Annotated in this window: 16 protein-coding genes; 2 read left to right on the top strand and 14 right to left on the bottom strand. The window is 63.7% G+C overall.

The window, feature by feature from the left end:
* The 3 genes from VF436_RS10445 to VF436_RS10435 all read right to left on the bottom strand — a co-directional run.
* Window positions 1-2,306: efflux RND transporter permease subunit (locus tag VF436_RS10445; protein WP_330903960.1), on the bottom strand; the 2,306-nt coding region annotated here is incomplete at its 3' end.
* 4 nt (window positions 2,307-2,310) lie between these two features.
* Window positions 2,311-3,444 carry an efflux RND transporter periplasmic adaptor subunit gene (locus tag VF436_RS10440; RefSeq protein WP_330903959.1) on the bottom strand — a complete coding sequence of 378 codons (1,134 nt, stop codon included), beginning with the start codon at window positions 3,442-3,444 and terminating at the stop codon, window positions 2,311-2,313.
* Window positions 3,445-3,647: 203 nt separating this feature from the next.
* Window positions 3,648-4,109: a MarR family transcriptional regulator gene (locus VF436_RS10435; RefSeq protein WP_330903958.1), complete on the bottom strand. Its 462-nt coding sequence runs from the start codon at window positions 4,107-4,109 to the stop codon at window positions 3,648-3,650.
* Window positions 4,110-4,193: 84 nt separating this feature from the next.
* Between VF436_RS10435 and VF436_RS10430 the strand changes: the two genes are divergently transcribed.
* Window positions 4,194-4,724 carry an O-acetyl-ADP-ribose deacetylase gene (locus tag VF436_RS10430; protein WP_330903957.1) on the top strand — a complete coding sequence of 177 codons (531 nt, stop codon included), beginning with the start codon at window positions 4,194-4,196 and terminating at the stop codon, window positions 4,722-4,724.
* Window positions 4,725-4,728: 4 nt separating this feature from the next.
* Here VF436_RS10430 and VF436_RS10425 read toward each other — a convergent pair whose 3' ends face one another.
* The 11 genes from VF436_RS10425 to VF436_RS10375 form a co-directional block, all read right to left on the bottom strand.
* A complete protein-coding gene (locus VF436_RS10425) occupies window positions 4,729-6,453 on the bottom strand; it encodes a BatD family protein (protein WP_330903956.1) in 1,725 nt (574 codons plus the stop codon).
* Window positions 6,450-8,324, bottom strand: a complete 1,875-nt coding sequence (locus tag VF436_RS10420) for a VWA domain-containing protein (RefSeq protein WP_330903955.1) — start codon at window positions 8,322-8,324, stop codon at window positions 6,450-6,452. The genes VF436_RS10425 and VF436_RS10420 overlap by 4 nt, the downstream gene beginning before the upstream one ends.
* Window positions 8,321-9,310 carry a VWA domain-containing protein gene (locus tag VF436_RS10415; RefSeq protein ID WP_330903954.1) on the bottom strand — a complete coding sequence of 330 codons (990 nt, stop codon included), beginning with the start codon at window positions 9,308-9,310 and terminating at the stop codon, window positions 8,321-8,323. Before VF436_RS10415 ends, VF436_RS10420 begins: the two co-directional genes overlap by 4 nt.
* Window positions 9,303-9,866 carry a DUF4381 domain-containing protein gene (locus VF436_RS10410; protein WP_330903953.1) on the bottom strand — a complete coding sequence of 188 codons (564 nt, stop codon included), beginning with the start codon at window positions 9,864-9,866 and terminating at the stop codon, window positions 9,303-9,305. The genes VF436_RS10415 and VF436_RS10410 overlap by 8 nt, the downstream gene beginning before the upstream one ends.
* 19 nt (window positions 9,867-9,885) lie before the next feature.
* Window positions 9,886-10,824, bottom strand: a complete 939-nt coding sequence (locus VF436_RS10405) for a DUF58 domain-containing protein (protein ID WP_330903952.1) — start codon at window positions 10,822-10,824, stop codon at window positions 9,886-9,888.
* The gene (locus tag VF436_RS10400; RefSeq protein WP_330903951.1) at window positions 10,821-11,816 is read right to left on the bottom strand and encodes a MoxR family ATPase; all 996 of its coding nucleotides are present in this window, start codon (window positions 11,814-11,816) and stop codon (window positions 10,821-10,823) included. Before VF436_RS10400 ends, VF436_RS10405 begins: the two co-directional genes overlap by 4 nt.
* A gap of 148 nt (window positions 11,817-11,964) precedes the next feature.
* Window positions 11,965-14,130, bottom strand: a complete 2,166-nt coding sequence (gene pilQ, locus VF436_RS10395; RefSeq protein ID WP_330903950.1) for a type IV pilus secretin PilQ — start codon at window positions 14,128-14,130, stop codon at window positions 11,965-11,967.
* Between the two features lie 56 nt (window positions 14,131-14,186).
* Window positions 14,187-14,717 (bottom strand): pilus assembly protein PilP, encoded by a 531-nt coding sequence (locus VF436_RS10390; protein ID WP_330903949.1) that lies wholly within the window; start codon window positions 14,715-14,717, stop codon window positions 14,187-14,189.
* Window positions 14,714-15,421 (bottom strand): type 4a pilus biogenesis protein PilO, encoded by a 708-nt coding sequence (locus tag VF436_RS10385; RefSeq protein ID WP_330903948.1) that lies wholly within the window; start codon window positions 15,419-15,421, stop codon window positions 14,714-14,716. The genes VF436_RS10390 and VF436_RS10385 overlap by 4 nt, the downstream gene beginning before the upstream one ends.
* Window positions 15,418-16,206: a PilN domain-containing protein gene (locus VF436_RS10380; RefSeq protein ID WP_330903947.1), complete on the bottom strand. Its 789-nt coding sequence runs from the start codon at window positions 16,204-16,206 to the stop codon at window positions 15,418-15,420. The genes VF436_RS10385 and VF436_RS10380 overlap by 4 nt, the downstream gene beginning before the upstream one ends.
* Window positions 16,206-17,264 (bottom strand): pilus assembly protein PilM, encoded by a 1,059-nt coding sequence (locus tag VF436_RS10375; RefSeq protein WP_330903946.1) that lies wholly within the window; start codon window positions 17,262-17,264, stop codon window positions 16,206-16,208. Before VF436_RS10375 ends, VF436_RS10380 begins: the two co-directional genes overlap by 1 nt.
* Before the next feature lie 247 nt (window positions 17,265-17,511).
* On the opposite strand from VF436_RS10375, the gene VF436_RS10370 reads away from it, so the two are divergent.
* Window positions 17,512-19,500 (top strand): penicillin-binding protein 1A (locus VF436_RS10370; protein WP_330903945.1); only part of this gene is annotated, 1,989 nt, incomplete at its 3' end.

The following is a 19,500-nucleotide window of genomic DNA, read 5'->3' as shown; positions in this document are numbered from 1 at the left end:
GACAGTACGTCGGGGTTGTTCTGCAAAGGGCGGTTCACTTGCAGGATCACCCAGTACTGCGTGGCCGTGCCGTAGATGGTGGAAATCTGGTTTTCGCCAAAAGCCGAGCCCAATGCCGTCTGTACCTGCGACATGGTCAGGCCCAGCGGCGCGAGGCGATCGCGGTTGACATTGACGTAGATGGCCGGGCTGTTGAGATCCAGGTCGTTGGTGACGTCCTGGAATCCCGGCAGGCCAGCGAAGGCCGAGGTGACCTTGCCGGCCCAGCCATAGAGTTCGTCCAGGTCGCCCGATTGCAGCGTGTACTGGTATTGCGCCTTGGATTGACGACCACCGACCTGGATCGCCGGCGGGTTCTGGATGTACGCACGAATGCCGACCACATGCGCGAACTTGCGTCGCAGCTCCTGGATGATGCCGTTGGGATCGAGATCGCGTTCGCTGGCGGGTTTGAGCTTGAGCAACATCGAACCGTTGTTGATCGTTGCGCGCGAGCCGCCGGCGCCCACCGTCGACATGAAGGCTTCGACGTTCGGGTCTTTGGCCAGTATGTCGGCCAGTTGCTGCTGGCGCGCGATCATCGCATCGAAGGAGACGTCTTCGGGCCCTTCGGTGTTGATGCGCAACTGCCCGGTATCACCCGCCGGGATGAAATCCTTGGGCGTGATGTAGAACAGCAATCCGGTGATGCCCAGGCTGATCGCAAAGCTCAGCAAGACCATGCGCGGTCGATCCATGCACCAGCGCAACGAACGGGTATAGCCGTGGGTCACCGCATTGAAGCCGCGATCGAAACCGGCGATCAGCCAATTCTTTTTCGTATGGTCGTGCGCCTTGATGAAACGGCTGCACAGCATCGGCGTGAGAGTGATCGCGATGAAACCCGACAGCAGGATCGCCACACTGATGGTCACGGCGAACTCGTGGAACAGGCGGCCGATGATGCCGCCCATGAACATCACCGGGATGAAGACGGCCACCAGCGACAAGGTCATCGAGAAAATGGTGAAACCGATTTCGGTCGCGCCCTTGACGGCTGCCTCGTACGGCTTCTCTCCCATTTCCATGTGACGGATGACGTTTTCCAGCATAACGATGGCGTCGTCGACTACGAAGCCCACCGCCAGCGTCAATGCCAGCAGGGAGAGATTGTCCAGGCTGTAACCTAAGGCGAACATCACGCCGAATGTGCCGATCACCGAGATCGGCAAGGCAATGGCCGGCACCAGCGTGGCCGAGATGTTGCCCAGGAACAGATAGATCACCAGTACCACCAGCACACCGGCCAGCAGCAGGGTGAACTGCACATCGTCGACCGATGCGCGAATGGAGTCGGAACGATCGTAGAGCGTGCTGAGCTTGACCGATGGCGGCAGGCTGGCCGTGAAACCGGGCAGCAAGGCCTTGATGCTGTCGACGGTTTCGACCGTGTTGGCGCCGGGCTGGCGCTGGATCGCCAGCAGGATGGACCGATCGCCGCCGAACCAGCTGGCGGTCTGGTCGCTCTGTACGCTGTCGTAGGCGTTGCCGATATCGCCCAGGCGCACCGGCGCCCCGTTGCGATAGGCCACCACCACGTCGTTGTAAGCGGCCGCACGCATGAGCTGGCCGTCGTTGCGGATCGGCAACTGCTGGCGCCGCCCGTACAACGAGCCGGTGGCCTGGTTCTGGTTGGCGTCGGCCACCGCGCTTTGCACCTGGTCGATACCGATGCCGGCCGAGGCCAACCGATCCGGATTGACGTCGATGCGCACGGCATATTTCTGCGAGCCATAGACGCTTACCTGCGCCACGCCGTCGACCATGGAAAGGCGCTGCGCCAATTCCGTTTCCGCGTATTCATCTACCTGCGATAGCGGCAGTGTCGAAGAGGTCATTGCCAGATACAGGATTGGCGCATCGGCCGGGTTGACCTTGCGGAACGTCGGCGGCGTGGGCATGTTTGTCGGCAACTGGCGCTGGGCGGCCGAGATGGCCGACTGCACGTCCTGCGCCGCGCCATCGATGCTGCGATCGAGCTCGAAAGTCAGCGTGATCGTGGTGGCGCCCAGTGCGCTGGTCGAGCTCATCGAGCTGATACCGGCGATGGTCGACAGCTGCGCTTCCAGCGGCGTGGCCACGGCCGAGGCCATGGTTTCGGGCGATGCGCCAGGCAGGCTCGCCGAGATGTTGATCGTGGGGAAGTCGACGTTGGGCAACTCGTTGACCGGCAGGCGCGGATAGGCCGCGATACCGAATACGACCAGCGCCGTCATCAGCAGCGTGGTCATCACGGGGCGTCGAATACACAGCTCGGGCAGGTTCATGGCGTCAGCTGCCCTTGGCCACCTGGACGGTCGTCCCGTCGACCAGCAGCATCTGGCCATCGGTGACCACGGTCTCGCCGGCGTCGAGTCCCTTGTCGATCACCGCGTGCGCACCACTCATGGTGCCGGGCGTGACGTAGCGTTGCTGCACCTTGTTGTCGCCACCCACCACGAATACGAAACTGCCCTTGGACGAACTCTGCAAGGCCTCCACCGGCACGCTGACAACGTTGCTCAGGTGCGTGGTGGGCAGGTTGACCTCGACGAACTGCCCGGGTGTCAGCAGCAGGTCATGGTTCTCGAAGCGCCCTTTCAGGACGATGGTGCCGGTGGTGGTGTCCACGGCGTTGTCGATGAAATCCATTTTGCCCTGCAACGACGGGGACTTGTCGCCAGGAATCTTTGCCTGCACCGGCACGTCGCCACGCCCCATGCCCGCACGCACTGCCGCAAGGGCATCCTCGGGCACGTTGAAGGCCACGCGCACGGGTTCGATCTGGTTGAGCACCACGATATTGGTGCTGTTGGCGGTCAACTGCGCGCCTGGCCAGACCAGCGGCGATCCGGCGACCGCATCGAACGGTGCAAAGATACGGGTGTAGTCGAGCTGGGTCTTGGCCAGTTCGGCCGCCGCCTGATCGCTCTGCAACGTGGCCTTGGCCACGTCGACATTGGCCTTGAAGGTGTCGAAGTCCGAACGCGAGACGAAGTTCTTGGCCAGCAACTGGGTGTAGCGGGCCAGGTCGGCCTGGGCCTTGGTGAGCTGGGCCTGGTCGCGCGCCACCGCGCCGCGTGCCTGATCCAGCTGGGCCTTGAGCAGGCTCGGATCGATCTGCACCAGCACGTCACCCTTGCGCACATGCGCGCCCGGGGCGAAGGCGAGCGATTCGAGCTGGCCGGCCACGCGCGGCTGCAAGGTCACCGTGGACCAGGCTTCGACGCGTCCGACCACCTTGATTGACAGGTCCAGGTCGCCCCGCACCGCCTTGGCCACCTTGACCGGGATCGCCTGGGCCGGCTTGTTACCGCCCGAATGCGACTCCGGCTTTTCGGCGCTCTTGCCGCCATGGATGACATGGAAATCCAGCGCGCAAACCACCACGATCGCCAGAATCAGTGCAAATTTTTTCCAGGGCATGAGTACTCAAAATCAGCGGCCAGAGGGGCCGTTTCAGGTCGCGCGAAGCATGCAGCGAAAGAATTACAACGCGCCACCCAGCCTGACGTGCACACGTAAGTCACGGAAAAATCGATGTTTGCGGGGAAAAAGAGTCCTTCATCCGGGACTAATGGCACTGGTCCACGGATCAATTGTCTTCAGTTCCACGCAAGGCAGCGCGGTCAGTCAGTATTCTCGGCCGCCGGCTGCTGCTCCAGTCGCTGGAGGTTGTCCTTGATGTGGGTGAGCACCCCCAGGCACTGCTCCATTTCGTCCGGCGAGATGCCCTGGGTGGCATCCCGGCGCAGGCCACGGGCGATCTCTTCCATATCTGCAACGACATCGCGGGCCTGATCGGTCGTGTACAGACGCCAGGCACGCCGGTCCTTCGGATCCGGGCGGCGCTCCACGAAGCCGGCACTTTGCAGGCGATCAATGACCCTGCCGACGGCGATGGGCTCCATTTCCAGGTATTCGGCCAGTTCGGTCTGTCGCAGGCCTTCACGGTGATATAGCACTTTGGTTGCACGCCACTGCGCGCGCGTCAGCCCGAATTTCACGGCTCGACGGTCAAAATGCTTGCGGAAGAGCAAGGTGACGTCATTGAGCAGGTAACCAAAGGAAATATCTTCCGTCTTTGCCATAAGCGGTGGTCCGTCCGTTTTCATTCAAGAGCTGTGGCCCTGGCTTCCCGACATGCGGGGCACCGGCCAAGAGGATGTACATCCATGTCCATGGACATCGTCGTCGACGATATTACTCAACTCGACTGCGCCGCCATCGTCAATGCCGCCAGCCCCAGCCTACTGGGCGGTGGCGGTGTCGACGGGGCCATCCACCGGGCAGCCGGCCCCGAATTGCTGGAAGCCTGCCGGCGCATCCCGGAGGTGTCCCCGCGCGTGCGCTGTCCCACCGGCCAGGCACGCATCACGCCGGGGTTTGCGCTGCCAGCACGCTACGTGATCCATACCGTCGGCCCCGTTTGGCAAGGCGGCGGACAAGGTGAAGCCCAGGCGCTGGCCGCCTGTTACCGCCACAGTATCGCGTTGGCGCGCGAATACGAACTGGACAGCGTGGCTTTCCCGGCCATCAGTTGCGGCATTTACGGTTACCCGCCCGACCAGGCCGCTCGCGTGGCATTGCAAAGCGTCCATGATGCCCAGGCCGAGGGCCGTCCGCTTCGCGTCGTGCTTTGCTGCTTCGACACCCGTATGGCGACTCTATGGCGCGCCGCACAGGCTGAGGCGCACCAATCCTGAGCGTTCAGAAGGGGTCTTTTCGGTCAGCCTGCACATCGAAGGGATAAAGCGGCGGGAGCTCGCCACCTGCTGGCTCGCCTTCGGTCGGCTGCACCCAGGCCAGGCCCGTACTGAATGCCTGCGCCAGATCCGGAGCACCTAGGGCTGACCTGGCGGCATAAAGTTGCTGCTGCATGGCCGCGATGGCCTGGCGCTGTTCAACCTTGTGTAGCGCCGCGGACAATTGGCCCAGGTTCTGTATCGCCGGGCGCTCGGCGCGCGCCCAGGCCATCAAGGTGGCCGCCTGTCGCCGGACATCGGTGCCGCGTGCCGCCTCCATGAATGCCTGCTTCAAGACCGCTACCGAGGGGCGATCGACCACGGGAGCCGCCCCCACCCCAGACGCCAGCACTCGGCGACGGCGATAGAACACGACGGCCGCCACCAGCGTGACGAGCCACAGCACGAAGCCGATGATCGCCAGCGCCCGCCAGAGCGCCGTGTCATGTGAGCCTGATGCGGCTACCGCCGTCGATGCCGTCGTCGCCGGCACCGCTGTCGATGACGAGACCGCTGGCGCGGGCGGCTGCCCGGGTGCGGCGACCACGGTAAAGCGGCGCTCGGGCAGGCGCGCGACTTCCGGCTGGTTGGTCGCCACGTTCCACCAATGCACGGTGATTTCGGGAATCACCAACGTGCCGGGCCGGTTCGGAATGATGGCGAAACTCTGCTGGCGGCGCCCGACCACCGCGCCGCCATCCGATCGCGTGCCATTGACCGGCTTATCAGGGTAGACGCTGGCGCCCTCGATCGCCGGCAGCCCGGGTGCCGGCAGTGCGTCGTACGGCGCCCCCGTGGCGGCCAGCAACATGGTGAAGGTCACCGGCTTGCCCTGCTGCAACGTCTGGCCATCCGCAGGCAGGCCATCGGCAGTCAGGCTCAGGTTGCGCACGGGCAACCAGCCCTTGCGATCCTGGCCGGCGGGAATGTCCTTGACATCCACGGTGACCGCGGACGACGAGGCATTGACCGTGCGGGCACGACCGATGAAGGCCGTGGGATCGTCCGGATCGATGAGGTCGCCCTGGAAATGCACCGGACCGATCGTCAGCTTGCCCGGCTTGTCGGGGAACATCGCGTAGCGCAACTCGGCCACGTGATAGGTGCGACCGTTCTGGCTGGATTCGTAGTCGGCTTCGTTGTCCAGTTGCATGAAGCTGGCGCCATCGGCCTGTGGCTGGCCAAGCGATACGCCTTGCGCCAGCATGCCTGTGTAGTACACGCGCAGCACGTACTGGAATTGCTGACCGACGTAGCCCTGGGCGGGCTCGATCTTCGCATCCAGATAGACATCGCTCTGACCGGGAACGTTGGCGATCGCCGGTTGGGCGGAGACCTGCAGTTGCACGGGCTGCGTGCTGCCACCGGCCATCTGCAGCGACGGAATGGTCAACGTGCCGGCATGTTTGGGCCGCAACACGATGCCAATGAGCACAGCGCTGTCCTGCTTGCCGTTGATGTTGACTTCGCGCACGCTGCTGGATGAATTGAGGACATCGAAATCCTCGCTCAACACGCCCAGATCGATCGGATGCGTGGTGTTGACACCGCGCGCGACGAGATTGAGCGTGACGGTCTCACCCAGGTGCACGTTGCTGCGATCGAGCGAGGCCTGCACATCGACCGCCCATGCCGGCATCGTCACCACCAACAACATCCACAGCCACGCGATGCGCATGATCGACTTCACGGTTGATCGTCCTCCAGGGATACGCCATGGCGTTCCCTGTATTCCAGTTCGAACTTGTGGCGCAGCAAAGCGCCGGGGTCATCGGGCACGTGCTCAAGCGCGCGGCGCACATCAGCCGGCAATTTGGACAGGGGATCGTCGCTGTCGGCCGTGCCCAGGTCGTGACTGGTCGATGTGGATGCCTTCTTGTCCCCGGATGCGCCAAGGCGCTGATCCAACTGCTGCTTGAGAGCTTCCTGCGCGCTTGCCTGGCGACGCGCTTCCTCGGCCTTTTCCTGCGCGGTGCGCGGTCGGGCGATCTTGTCGCCCTCCTTGCCCGATGGGTCGGACGTGTTTTCCTGCTGCATCGACTCGCCATGCTGGGCATCGGAAGGCTTTTGCGATGCTTGTGCTTGCTGGGCCTGTTGCGACGGCTTGCCTTGTGCCTGGCCGGCCTGCTGGTCTTGCCCACTCTTGGCATCGGAGGGCTTGCCTTGGCCTGATTTGGCCTGGTCCTGCTTGCCTTGCTGCGGTGGTTTGCGTTCTTTGGCCCACGCTTTGACGAGACCGAGATTGGCCTTGGCGTCGGCATTGGCAGGATTACGCTTGAGCGCCTCCTGGTAGGCCTGCACAGCCTCGTCGTACTTGCCGGCCTTGGCCAGGGCATTGCCACGGTTGTATGGCGCGTCGCCGCCGGGAAGATCCTTCCATAACCTGGCCGCGGCGTCGTAATGCCCCGCACGGTAGGCGGCGCTCGCGCGCAAGGCGGGGTCCTGCGCCAGCTTCTCCGCCTGTTGCGCATCACCCTGCTGCAACGCCTGGGCGGCCTGCTGATCCGGGCGGCGCCACCAGTCGCGAGCACTGGCTTGCCCCGGCATCCACGGCAGGATGATCAAAGGCAGCAGCAACAGCCAGCCGCGCCGGAACAACAACGCGGCGATGGGCAATAACAGCAACAACAGCCAGGGGCCCAGGTCCTGCCAGTTGTCACCGGTGAGACCCTCGGCAGCCTTCGCCTGACGATCGACCTTGAGCTCCGCGCCAAGCGCACGGACATCGCTGGCGTCGTCGCTCATGGGCACGTAGCGCCCGCCGCCTGCGCTGGCCAGCGCTTGCAACGCGCCACTATCCAGCCGAGCCATTTCGATATTGCCATGACCGTCGCGCACGAAACCGCCCTGCGCCGATTCGACGGTGCCACCCAGCGCCGTGCCAATGCCCAGTACCGATACATCGACGCCCGCGTTGTGCGCACGCCGGGCAGCGGCGATCGCATCGCTATCGGCACCATCGGTAATCAAGACCAACGAGGCACCACGGAGCTGCGCCTGCCGGATCATGCTCATGCCACGCTCGATCGCCTGGGCTGCGTTGTTGCCATCCACCGGCATGGTATCGGGCGACAATGCGCCGAGCAGGTCTTCAAGGCTGCGTTCGTCGGAGGTCATCGGCGCCACTACGAAGGCGTCGCCAGCATAGGCAAGCAGGCCATTCAAGCCTTGCTCGTTGGCGCGAAACAGATCCTGCGCTTTGTAGCGCGCACGCTCCAGCCGACTGGGCAACACATCCTTGGCGTTCATGTGCTGCGACATCGAAATCGCGATGACCTGCGCGGCGCGATTGGCAAACAGTGGCTGCTCGACCTTGCTGCACGTGGGGCCAGCCAGGGCCAGCACGACGATGGTCCATGCCGTTGCCGCCAGGCCAGTCGGCACGGTTCTGCTGCGCGCGCGGCCCTGCAACAGATGCGGCAACAAGCGGGCATCGGCAAGGCGTTGCAAGGCCTGCGCCGCCGGGTCTTGCCGCGCAACCATCACGAACGCCGGAAGCAGCAGCAGACCAAGCAACCACAGCGGTTGCAGGAAATGGAAGTCGCGCCATACCTGGATCATGCGGCAGCCACCTTGCGACGCAGCGCAGCCAGCGAAGGCAACATCGCCAGCGCGGCAAGCAACACTGCCGCCAGCAGGGGCCGGCGAAACCATTCGTGCCGAGGACGCAAACCGGGCGCACGCTGCGGCATGGGCTCCAGCGCATCGATGGCCTGGTATGCCTGCGCCAGTGCGTGTGTATCGGCGGCACGGAAATAGCGCCCGCCGGTATTGTTGGCGATCTCGCGCAGCGTGCCTTCGTCCAGATCGTTGTTGCCACCGCCACCGATCGGCATACCCAGGAAGCTCTGCGCACTGGCTGGTGCGCCCACGCCGATGGTGTAGATGCGCACACCTGCTGCCTTGGCCGCACGCGCGGCATCGGCCGGCGAAATACTGCCGACGTTGCTGACGCCATCGGTCAGCAACACCAGGACACGAGCCTGCTCGGGCTGGGCGATCAGTCGCTTGACCGCAACCGCGATCGCATCGCCCATGGCGGTCCATGAACCGGCCAGGTTGACGTCGGCATCCTTCAATTGCGCCCTGACCGCATTGAGGTCGTAGGTCAGCGGCGTCACCAGAAATGCATGCGTACCGAAGACGGTCAGGCCAAGCTCGTCGCCCGTGCGGCGGGTAATGAAATCGCCAGCAATCGCCTTGACCGCGCCCAGACGACTGACCGGCCGGCCAGCCAGTTCCATGTCATCGGTATCCATGCTGCCGGACAGGTCGATGGCCAGCATCATGCCGCGACCGCTGTGCTGCTGCGCCTGCGGCGGCCCGATCCATTGCGGCCGCATGGCCGCCGCCACCAGGCAAAGCCACGCCAGCGCGAGCAGCCACATGCGGCCACGTCGAGGCACGTGAATGGCCTGGTCGGTCAAGGCCAGTTCCGGGTAGGGCAAGCGGATCGCCTGACCCGGTGCCACTGCGCGCAACGCGCGACGCAGCAGCCACGGCAAGGGCAGCACGATCGCCAGCCAGGGCCAGGCAAACTCAAACATGCGCCCATCCTCGTCGTGCACGGCGCACTTCCGGCCGGCGCATGGCCAGGGTCATCCACTCACGCATGGCACGGCTCACCTCGACCTCGTCGAGTGTGGCGTCGGCGCGATACATGACCTCATCCAGCGTACCCAAGGTGTGCAAGGTGCTTGGGTCGACGGGGACTTGAGCCAATGCGCGCTGCCATGCTTGGCCGGTGGCCTGAAGTGCCTCGGGCGCATACAGGCGCACCGTCTGGCGTAGCAGCCGGTGCATTGCGGCGGCCAATGCCTGCGCATCGCCGACATGGCGCGCTGCGATCGCATCGACCCACGTAACTGCATCGCCATCAGACCATGCCGGGCGAGCACGCCTGGGGCGACGGCACCACCACGTCACCAGTGCGACCACCACGATGACCACTGCCATCAGGCACCACCATCCCGGTGCCAGCGGCCACCACGAGGGTGAAGGCGGCAGGTGGATATCCCGCAACTGCGCTGGTGCGTCTTGCAGCATCAAGGCACTCCACGCGATGTGGCAGTCGTCACCAGCGACGACGCATCCGATGACCATGGGGCGAGCCGTGCGCTCATCACCGATTTCTCCCGCGCAGCGGCCCCAGCAACGCGAGCACCGCGTCGAGTGGATCATCGCTGGTCTCGATCACTTTGCTACGCAGGCCAAGTGACCTGGACATGGAAAGCAGACGTGCCTGACCCGCGGCCAGTAGCGCCTGGAATTCCTGTCGCTGGCGTTCGCTCTCCAGAGCGACCTCGGCACGATGGTCACGCCACGCGACGGGATAACGACCCGGAGGCGCCGGTCGCGCTTCAAGCGCATCGGCCACGGCAAGCACCATGACATCGGCATGCCGCGCCAGGTCGAGCAGACGCTCGCGCGAACGATCATCGACATGCCAGCCATCGCTGATGACCAGCACGCGACTGGCACCATGCATGAGCCGACGTGCCCGCAGCAATGCGTCACTCAGGGGCTCGGCCGTGGCATCGGCCACGAATTGCCGATCCCATCGGGCCAGGGCTCCGCACAAGGCCAGCGCACCGCGCGGGCCACCCTGCGGCCTGAGCAGCGCCTGGCCATCGCCAAAACCCAAGGCTCCCACGCGATCACCGCCGCGCACCGCGTACCAGCCGGCCAGCGCCGCGGCGCGTGCCGCCTGCACCGACTTGTAGCGCACGCGCGTTCCAAAATGCATGGTTGCGTTGTTGTCGACGACAACGAGCAGGCGACCTTCGCGCTCTTCCTCGAACAGCTTGGTGTGCAACCGGCCACTGCGTGCGGTGAGACGCCAGTCCAGGCGTCGTACGTCGTCGCCAGGCTGATACACACGCGATTCGGCGTAATCCATGCCGCGACCATGCAATCGACTCGCCCGGGGGCCTGCATGGCTGGCGCGTGAAGCCTGGGGCGGCGCAGCGAGTTTCGCCACGCGCGCGCGCAAGGCGATCAGCTCAGCCAGCGAAACGCCGACCACGCCGTCGCCATCCTCGAAGGGCGCCTGGACGTTCACGGCAACGGCACGAGATCCAGCAGGCGCTTGATGACCTGGTCGCTGCGCACACCTTCAGCCTCGGCTTCGTAGCTCAACAGCACACGATGGCGCAGCACTTCGTGGGCCACGCCGTGCACGTCTTCCGGAAGCACATAGTCGCGACCAGCCAGCCACGCGCGTGCGCGCGAACAACGATCCAGTGCAATGGTGGCGCGTGGGCTGCCGCCCCAGGCAATCCAGCGCTTGAGTTCGGGTCCATAGTGACCGGCATCGCGCGAGGCGAGCACCAGTTGCGTTACGTATTCCTCCAGCGGCGGCGCCATGTGCACGGCCAGCACCGCATCGCGTGCGGCAAATACATCGGTCTGGCTCAGCATGGGCCCGCGTGCTGCTTGCGGATGCAGCACACGCTGGGCCTGCTCGCGTGCGAGGCGCAGGATGGCCAGTTCGGCGGCGGCATCCGGGTAGCCTATGGTCACATGCATCACGAAGCGATCGAGCTGTGCCTCGGGCAAGGCAAACGTGCCCTCCTGCTCGATCGGATTCTGCGTGGCCATCACCAGGAACAGCTCCGGTAAACGCCAGGTGCTGCGCCCCACGGTGATCTGGCGCTCGGCCATCGCCTCGAGCAGGGCCGACTGCACCTTGGCCGGTGCGCGATTGATTTCGTCGGCCAGCACGATGTTGTGAAACAGCGGTCCACGTTCGAACTCGAAGCTTCCCGATTGCGGGCGGAAGATATCGGTACCGGTGAGATCGGCAGGCAGAAGGTCGGGCGTGAACTGCACCCGGTGGAAATCGGCATCGATGCTACCGGCCAGTGCCTTGACGGCGGTGGTCTTGGCCAGGCCTGGCGCCCCTTCGACCAGCAGATGACCATCGGCAAGCAAGGCAATGAGCAGGCATTCGATCAGGTGCGGCTGGCCGATGATGTCGCGCTGCAAGGCTTGCCTGAGCTCGCCAAACGCTTTTTGCAGATCAGGAACAGAGCTGACTTCGGGGTTGTCCATCAGGAAATTCCGACGCTTGTGTGCGATCACTATGACCGCAGTCCATTCCGGAAGTTTAGTCCGCCCTGCCATCAGTCATGTTCAGGAACCCTGAAAACGACAAGGGCGGCACCATGGCCGCCCTTGTGTGGAACTTGGTAAAAACCGATTACTGCAGGCTTTCGCTGAGAATACGCGGCGTCACGAAGATCAACAGTTCGGCCTTGTCGTTCTGGCGCGTGGTCTTGCGGAACAGGATGCCCACACCCGGGATATCACCCAGTCCAGGCACCTTGGTCACCGAGTTCTGCTTGGTGATTTCATAGATACCGCCCAGAACCACCGTCTGGCCGTTATCGACCAGCACCGAGGTATTGAGCTCGCGCGTATCGATCAACGGCACCTGGCCGCTGCCCGGCACGTCGATCATCGAGTTGAGCGCATCCTTCTTGACGTTGATCGCCAGGTACACGCGGTTGTCCGCGGTGATCGTTGGCGTCACCTTCAGCTCCAGCACCGCGTCCTTGAACTGCACGGTCGCCGTACCGCTACCGGCGGCTCCCGAGGTGCTGTTCTGGAAGGTCACGTAGCCGATTTCCTGACCCTGGCGGATCACGGCCTCCTGCTGATTGGCCGTGATCACACGCGGGCTGGATACCACTTCGCCACGTCCTTCGACCTGCGCGGCGGACAATTCCAGGTCCAGTGCGTAGTTCTTGCCGAGCAGCGAGAAACCGAAGCTGCCGGCAGGATTGGCGGCCGGCAGGTTGACCTGCAAGCTGTTGAAGGTGGTGCCATTGGGCGTTGCGCTGGCGCCCGGCGTACCTGGGGTGATCAGGGAGCCACCTGCACCGATAGTCTGGCCACTGGGATTAATACGCTGACCGGAGACGCCGAATTTGGCGCCCAGCGAACGGGTGAACTGGTCGGTGGCCACCACGATGCGCGACTCGATCAGCACCTGCTGCACCGGCTTGTCCAGCACGGCGATGACGTCACGCAGTTCCTTGATCTTCTGCGGCGTGTCGTTGATCAGCAGCGTATTGGTGCGCTCATCGAAGGACACGCTGCCTCGCGAGGACAGGAAACCGCGAGCCTGATTGCTGGAATTCTGCCCCGAGCTCTGGCTTTGCAGGCTGCTCTGCGTCAGCAGCTTGGCAATATCTTGCGCCTTGCCGTAGCTGATGGGCACATAGTCGGTGACCAGTTCGGCGTTGTCTTCGGCCTTGGCACGCGCATCGGCGACATCCTGCTCATACTTGGCCAGCTCCTGCTGGGGTGCAATCCAGATCACATTGCCATTGCGGCGCTTGTCCAGCCCCTTGGCACGCAGCACGACATCCAGGGCCTGGTCCCAGGGCACGTTGACCAGGCGCAAAGTCACGCTGCCACCCACGGTATCGGAGGCCACCAGGTTCAGGCCCGAGATATCGGCCAGCAACTGCAGCACCGAACGGGTCGGGATGTCCTGGAAGTTGAAGGTGACGCGGTTGCCGTTGTAGACCGGATCCTGGCCCTTGCTCAAGCGCGCCTCAGCCTTGGGATCTTTCTTCTTGGGTGCCACTTCGACCACGTATTGGTCGTTGGTCTGGTAGGCCGACGTATCGACATCGCCCTTGACCGCGATATCCATGTGCACACCACCGGCGGACGAGCCCTTGGTGACGATCGACTGTACCGGCGTGGCGAAGTCGAGCACATCCAGGCGCTGGGCCAGGTTCGGCGGCAGGTTCACATGGGTGAGGTTGACCACGACCTTGTCGCCCTGCTGCTTCATGTCGGCGTTGGCGCTGGACGCTGGGCCGTTGAAGTTGATCAGGATGCGGCCTTCGCCATTGGGACCGCGGCGGAAGTCGATATTGGACACGGCCGGGCCCATCGAGGCCGAAGGCAGCGCCTTGGACGGGTCGATGTTCGCAGCCGTCGTGGTGGTGTTGGCTGTCGTGCCGTTGTTGACGGTCAACACCAGGCTGTTGCCATCCACTTGGCTGCGGTAGGTCGACTCGCGCCGCAACTCGACGATTACCCGCGTACGACCGCCGGCGGAAACAGCCGAGACGCCATCGGTGGCACCCTTGCCGATATCCATGTGACGCGTGGCGGCGTTGTCCGTGTCGGCGAAATCGATGGCGATGCGCGGCGGATTGCCCGTGGTGAAGATCTTCGGCTCCGGCACCTTGTCGCCAGCGAAGTTCAGGCGCAGTTGCACGCGATCACCGGGCAATGTGTCGTAACTGATCTGCTTGAGAGTATTGGCAGCAGCCATGGCCGAGTTGGTCCAGGCAACGCCCAGGACCAGCAGACCGACACCCACATAACGGCTCGCTTGGCGCATGACTCGATCCCGCACAGGTTTGATTTGGTCATTCATTGGATCAGCCCCTGTATCTCTTATTTCTCGCCAAGCGCGATGCTGGCCGAACGTTCCATCCAGCCACCATTTCCATTGGGGACCAGTTCAACCAGATCGATGTGGTCCTCGCTTACCGCGGTGACGCGCCCAAAGTTCTGGCCCATGTGTTCGTTGCGATGAACGCGGTGGATCACACCGCTTGGATCCTTGACCAGCACTTCCATGGAAGCACCGCCGCCGACCGTGCCCACCATCTTCAGGCTGTCGAGGGCGAACATTTCCAGTGGCTGCTTGACCCAGTTCGGGTCCGGTTGCACAGCCTGGGCTGCCTGGGTCTCCGCGGCGCTTGCGCCGAAGGGATCACGCTGGCCCTGATCGTTATAAGTGAAGGTTTCGAACGTCTTGATGACTGGCAGCGGTGGAATCGGCGCACCCTTCTTGGCCTTTTCCTGTGCAACCCACTCACGCAGGTCGCTGTCGCCGCTGCATGCGCTGAGTGTCATGGCGACGCCCAGCAGCAAGGCGATCCGCATCACCGGATTCCGCTTGATGGCAGGGAACCTGATCATTTCTGCCCCCCCGCGGTATTCGTCTTGGCCGGTGTCTTGCCGGGCGTCTTGCCGTTCTTGTCCTTGCCATCCGTGGTTTCGTCATCTTCGAGATAGCGGTAGGTCTTGACCGTGCCTTGCAGCACCAGCTGACCATCCGATGGCGGTGCGCCCGCGGCAGGTTTGCCGTTGGCGGCGGCCTTGGGCGTCAGCGAGACATCGTGCAAGGTCAGGATGACCACCCGTGGCAAGGACGCCACGCCGCTGATGAAGGTACCGAACTGATGGTAGGTGCCCACCAGACGCAGCGTGATCGGCTTCTCGGCGTAGAAATCCTTGGGTGTTTCCGCACCGGGCTGGAACAGATCGGCCTCCAGGCCGGCCGACAAGGCCGTCTGCGAGATATCGGCCAGCAGTTCGGGCATTTCGGTCTTGCTGGGCAGCTGGCGCAGCAACTGGCGCAGCATGTCCTGCATCTCGTCGAGCTGCTGTTGCAGCGCTTCGAGATTGACCGCCTTGGCCTGCTTGCTGGAGAACTCCTGGCGCAGCTGTTGCTCCTTGCCCGTAAGCTGGGTCATCTGGTCCTGCTGATCACTGATCAACAGGTACCAGCCCAGGAACACGATGAGCGCGAACACCAGCACGGTGAAGAAGACCTTGACCGATTGAGGCCAGCCACCGATGTTGTTGCGGTCAAGACCGCGCAGTTCGTCGATGAATTTCATGCCTTGCCTCCCGCAGGCTTGCCGGCGACGGGCGAACCCGCCGTGGTGGTCTTGGCGGGGGCACCGCCCGCGGGCACGGGCGGCGTGATGAGGCCGGACTTGGCAGGCGGTGTGATCACGCCAGGCTTGGCAGCCGTGGCCGCCGCGGCAGGCGCCGCCACCGTGGCCGGCTTGGCCGGCGCCACTGCGGTGCCGGCCGCGGCAGGCAACACCGGTGCCTTGTCAGGGTCCTGGTCATCCGATTGCGGACGGCGCAAGGCCACATCGAGACTGAAGGTGTACGGCATGCGCGCATCGCCGTGGGTGTTTTCGGTCTTGCGCAGGTCGGCGTGACCCATCCAGGGCGAGGTTTCGATATTTCGCATGTACTCGGCAACGCTGGCGTTGGACTGCGCCACGCCTTCCAGGCTCATCGAGTCACCCGTCTGCTTGAGGCCTGACAGGCGCGCACTGCCCGGGATCGTCTTCACCAGCTCGTCGAACAGGTGCACCATCTGCGAACGATTGGCCTGCAATTGCTCGATGATTTGCTTGCGCGCCAGCAGGCTCTCGCGGACCTTTTCCAGATCCTTGATCTTGGCGATGCGCTCGTCGAGCTGCTTGATCTCGCCTTGCAGATACGTGTTGCGGTTGTTCTGGTTGTCGATGCGCATGTTCATGACCCATGCCCATGCGCCCACGCACACGAGCGCAGCCACGAAGGCCGCGCCCAGTTGCATGAAGAACTCACGCTCGCGTTGCTTGCGGCGCTCGGCGCGCCACGGCAGGAGGTTGATATGTGCCATCAGTCGAAGCTCCTGAGCGCGAGGCCGACGGCAATCATCAGGGCCGGTGCATCCTGGGCCAGCGACTGGGCCTGCACGCGTGGCGACAGCGACATCCGCGCCAGCGGATTGGCCACGATGCACGACACGCCCAGTTGCTCTTCGAGCATCGGGCACAGGCCATCGATCGAGGCGCAACCACCGGCAAGGACGACCTGATCGACCTTGCTGTATTCACTGCCGGCGAAGAAGAACTGCAGCAGGCGGCTGATCTGCTGGATCAACGATTCCTTGAACGGCTCCAGGGCTTCGCTCTCATAGGACTCCGGCAGGCCACCCTTGCGCTTGGCGCGACCGGCCTCCTCGTAGGAAAGGCCATAGCGGCGCATGATCTCATCGGTCAGCTGCTTGCCACCGAAGACCTGCTCGCGCGAATAGATGGTGCGCTGGTTGCGCAGCACCGAGAGCGTGGTCATGGTCGCGCCGATGTCGACCACCGCGACGAGCGCGTCACGGCCGACATTGAGCTGGTCGGCCAGCATGGCGAAGGCGTTTTCCATCGCGAAGGCCTCCACATCCACCACCTTGGCGGACAGGCCGCCGAGATCCAGCGCGGCCACGCGCATGTCGACGTTCTCGGTGCGCGAGGCCGCCAACAGCACGTTGTTCATTTCCGGATTGTCGCGAACCGGCCCCAGTACCTCGAAGTCAAGGCTGACTTCGTCGATGGGGTACGGAATGTACTGGTTGGCCTCGACCTGGATCTGCCCTTCCAGATCGTCCTCGCTCAATTCGCTGGACATCGGAATGATGCGGGTGATCACGGCTGAACCGGCCACGGCAGCGGCCGCATGCTTGAGCTTGGAGCCGGACCGGGCCAGTGCCCGCCGGATAGCCTCGCCCACCGCCTCGACCTCGACGATATTCTTCTCGACCACGGCATTGGGCGGCAGCGGCTCGACCGCGTAGTGTTCTACGCGATAGCGGCTACCGGCCTGGCTGAGTTGCAGCAGCTTCACGGCGGTCGAACTGATGTCGACGCCAATCAGCGGCGGCTTCTTGGGTGTAAAGAGCCCCACGATGTTTCCCCCTTGCCCCTGGTCGCCCCGTCTTCTAGGGCGGGTACGCCACAGCATTAAATCCAAAAATTAACGTAATGGCAACGGCCTACGGCAACTTTCTCGACGGTTTGGCGTGACGTCTAGCACAAATGAACAAAGTGTACCGATTGGCCTGTGTTTTGCTTTATGGGTCGCCGCTCGTGGTGTAGATACTGCAACATCTATACTCTGTCTGTTTTGACTCAGGTCTCGCTAACTCCACACCATGCGTATTCTCAAGCGATTGCTCCGCTGGGGGCTGATCCTGGCTTTTACCGGATTGCTACTGGCCGTCGCCGCCGTCGGTGTGGCTTATTGGCTCATATCACCGCGCCTTCCCTCGGTGGCAGTCCTCAAGGATTACCACATGCAGGTACCGCTCAAGGTACTGACTGCCGATGGCAAGCTCATTGCGACTTTTGGCGAAACCCGTCGTATTCCGGTGGCTATCGCCGACGTACCTGATCGCCTGAAGCATGCAGTGCTGGCCGCCGAAGATGCGGAGTTCTACAAGCATCCGGGCGTGGACTGGCACGGCATCGCGCGAGCTGCGCTGCACGTGATCACCTCCGGCGGCGACAAGGGGCCCGGTGGATCGACCATCACCCAGCAGGTGGCGCGCAATTTCTTCCTGAGCCCGGAGAAGCTCTACTCCCGCAAGCTGACGGAGATCTTCATCGCCTTGCGCATGGAGAACGAGCTGACCAAGGACCAGATCCTCGAGCTCTATCTCAACAAGATGTTCCTGGGGCACCGCTCCTACGGCGTGGCGGCGGCGGCGGCTTATTACTACGGCAAACCGCTGGACCAGCTGACCATCGCCCAGTGCGCGATGATCGCCTCGACCTTCCAGTTGCCCTCGGTGGTCAATCCGATCAACAGCCCAAAGCGCGGTATCGGCCGCCGCAACTGGGTGCTGGGACAGATGCTGGAAAACCACTACATCAGCAAGGCCGAATACGACCAGGCCATCGCCGAGCCGAATGACGCCTACCCGCACGAACAGCCCATTGAGGTCGACGCGCCCTACCTGGCCGAAATGGTGCGCCTGCAAGCCCTCGATCGCCTGGGCAACGACGCCCTGACCGAAGGCTACGTGGTCAAGACCACGCTCAACAGCAATCGCCAGATCGAGGCGGTCAAGGCGGTTCGCGCAGGCTTGGTCGAATATGACCAGCGCCATGGCTGGCGTGGCCCTGAGGCACACCAGGAACTGGGCCCGGATGCCAATCACGATGAACTCGATCGTGTGCTGTCCAGCTACACCGATATATCCGGCATGCAGCCGGGTATCGTCACCGATGTCTCCCCCAGCGAAGCCACGATCTACCTGGCCAGCCGCGAACCGGTGAAGCTCACCCTCGACGCCATGCGCTGGGCTCGCCCCTACATCAACGACAGCCGCGTGGGCGTCGCGCCCAAGGATGTCGCCACGGTGCTCAAGCGCGGCGACATCATCCGCGTGTCGCGCAACGACAAGGGCGACTGGCAATTGACTCAGATACCCAAGGCCCAGGCGGCCCTGGCGTCGGTCAATCCCGAGGACGGCTCGGTCCAGGCCATCGTAGGTGGCTTCAACTTCCTGCGCAGCAAATTCAACCGCGCCGTGATGGCGGCCCGCCAGCCAGGCTCCAGCTTCAAGCCATACATCTACTCGGCCGCGTTCGAGCGTGGCTTCAACCCCGCATCGATCGTCAACGACGCGCCCATCTCCTTGCCCGACCCCTCGCGGCCCGGCGGCGTATGGACACCGTCAAACGACGATGACAAGTTCGATGGCCCTATCCGCCTGCGCGAGGCCCTGGTCAAATCCAAGAACCTGGTCTCGGTGCGCCTGCTCGACGCCATCGGCGTGCGCTACGCGCGCGACTACGTCACACGTTTCGGCTTTGCCCCGGATGCCCTGCCGGCGAATCTGTCCATGGCCCTGGGCACGGCCTCGGTATCGCCGATGAGCATGGCTCGCGGTTATTCGGTATTCGCCAACGGCGGCTATCTGGTCACGCCGTATTTCATCGGCGAAATCGATGACCGCGACGGCAAGCCGGTCTATGTGGCCAACCCCACCCGCGCCTGCCGCACCTGCCAGGAGCGCCTGCTCGATACGCGCCCGGTCGGTCCGCCGCCGCCCGACACCCCGGCCAGCAATGGCGCCCCGGTCGCCAGTGCAAGCACCGGCGCACCCGCTTCGGCCAGCAGCAGCGGCACCGTATTG

It is taken from the genome of Dyella sp. (assembly GCF_036384435.1).
In the GTDB taxonomy this organism is placed as follows: Bacteria; Pseudomonadota; Gammaproteobacteria; order Xanthomonadales; family Rhodanobacteraceae; genus GSA-30.
This window is presented reverse-complemented; position numbering and strand designations above follow the sequence as displayed.

Bases quoted from the DNA above. Each gene is read 5' to 3' on its own strand.
- VF436_RS10440 (WP_330903959.1), bottom strand. From the start codon at position 3,444: ATGCCCTGGAAAAAATTTGCACTGATTCTGGCGATCGTGGTGGTTTGC.
- VF436_RS10435 (WP_330903958.1), bottom strand. From the start codon at position 4,109: ATGGCAAAGACGGAAGATATTTCCTTTGGTTACCTGCTCAATGACGTC.
- VF436_RS10430 (WP_330903957.1), top strand. From the start codon at position 4,194: ATGTCCATGGACATCGTCGTCGACGATATTACTCAACTCGACTGCGCC.
- VF436_RS10420 (WP_330903955.1), bottom strand. From the start codon at position 8,324: ATGATCCAGGTATGGCGCGACTTCCATTTCCTGCAACCGCTGTGGTTG.
- VF436_RS10415 (WP_330903954.1), bottom strand. From the start codon at position 9,310: ATGTTTGAGTTTGCCTGGCCCTGGCTGGCGATCGTGCTGCCCTTGCCG.
- VF436_RS10410 (WP_330903953.1), bottom strand. From the start codon at position 9,866: ATGGTCATCGGATGCGTCGTCGCTGGTGACGACTGCCACATCGCGTGG.
- VF436_RS10400 (WP_330903951.1), bottom strand. From the start codon at position 11,816: ATGGACAACCCCGAAGTCAGCTCTGTTCCTGATCTGCAAAAAGCGTTT.
- pilQ (WP_330903950.1), bottom strand. From the start codon at position 14,130: ATGCGCCAAGCGAGCCGTTATGTGGGTGTCGGTCTGCTGGTCCTGGGC.
- VF436_RS10390 (WP_330903949.1), bottom strand. From the start codon at position 14,717: ATGATCAGGTTCCCTGCCATCAAGCGGAATCCGGTGATGCGGATCGCC.
- VF436_RS10385 (WP_330903948.1), bottom strand. From the start codon at position 15,421: ATGAAATTCATCGACGAACTGCGCGGTCTTGACCGCAACAACATCGGT.
- VF436_RS10380 (WP_330903947.1), bottom strand. From the start codon at position 16,206: ATGGCACATATCAACCTCCTGCCGTGGCGCGCCGAGCGCCGCAAGCAA.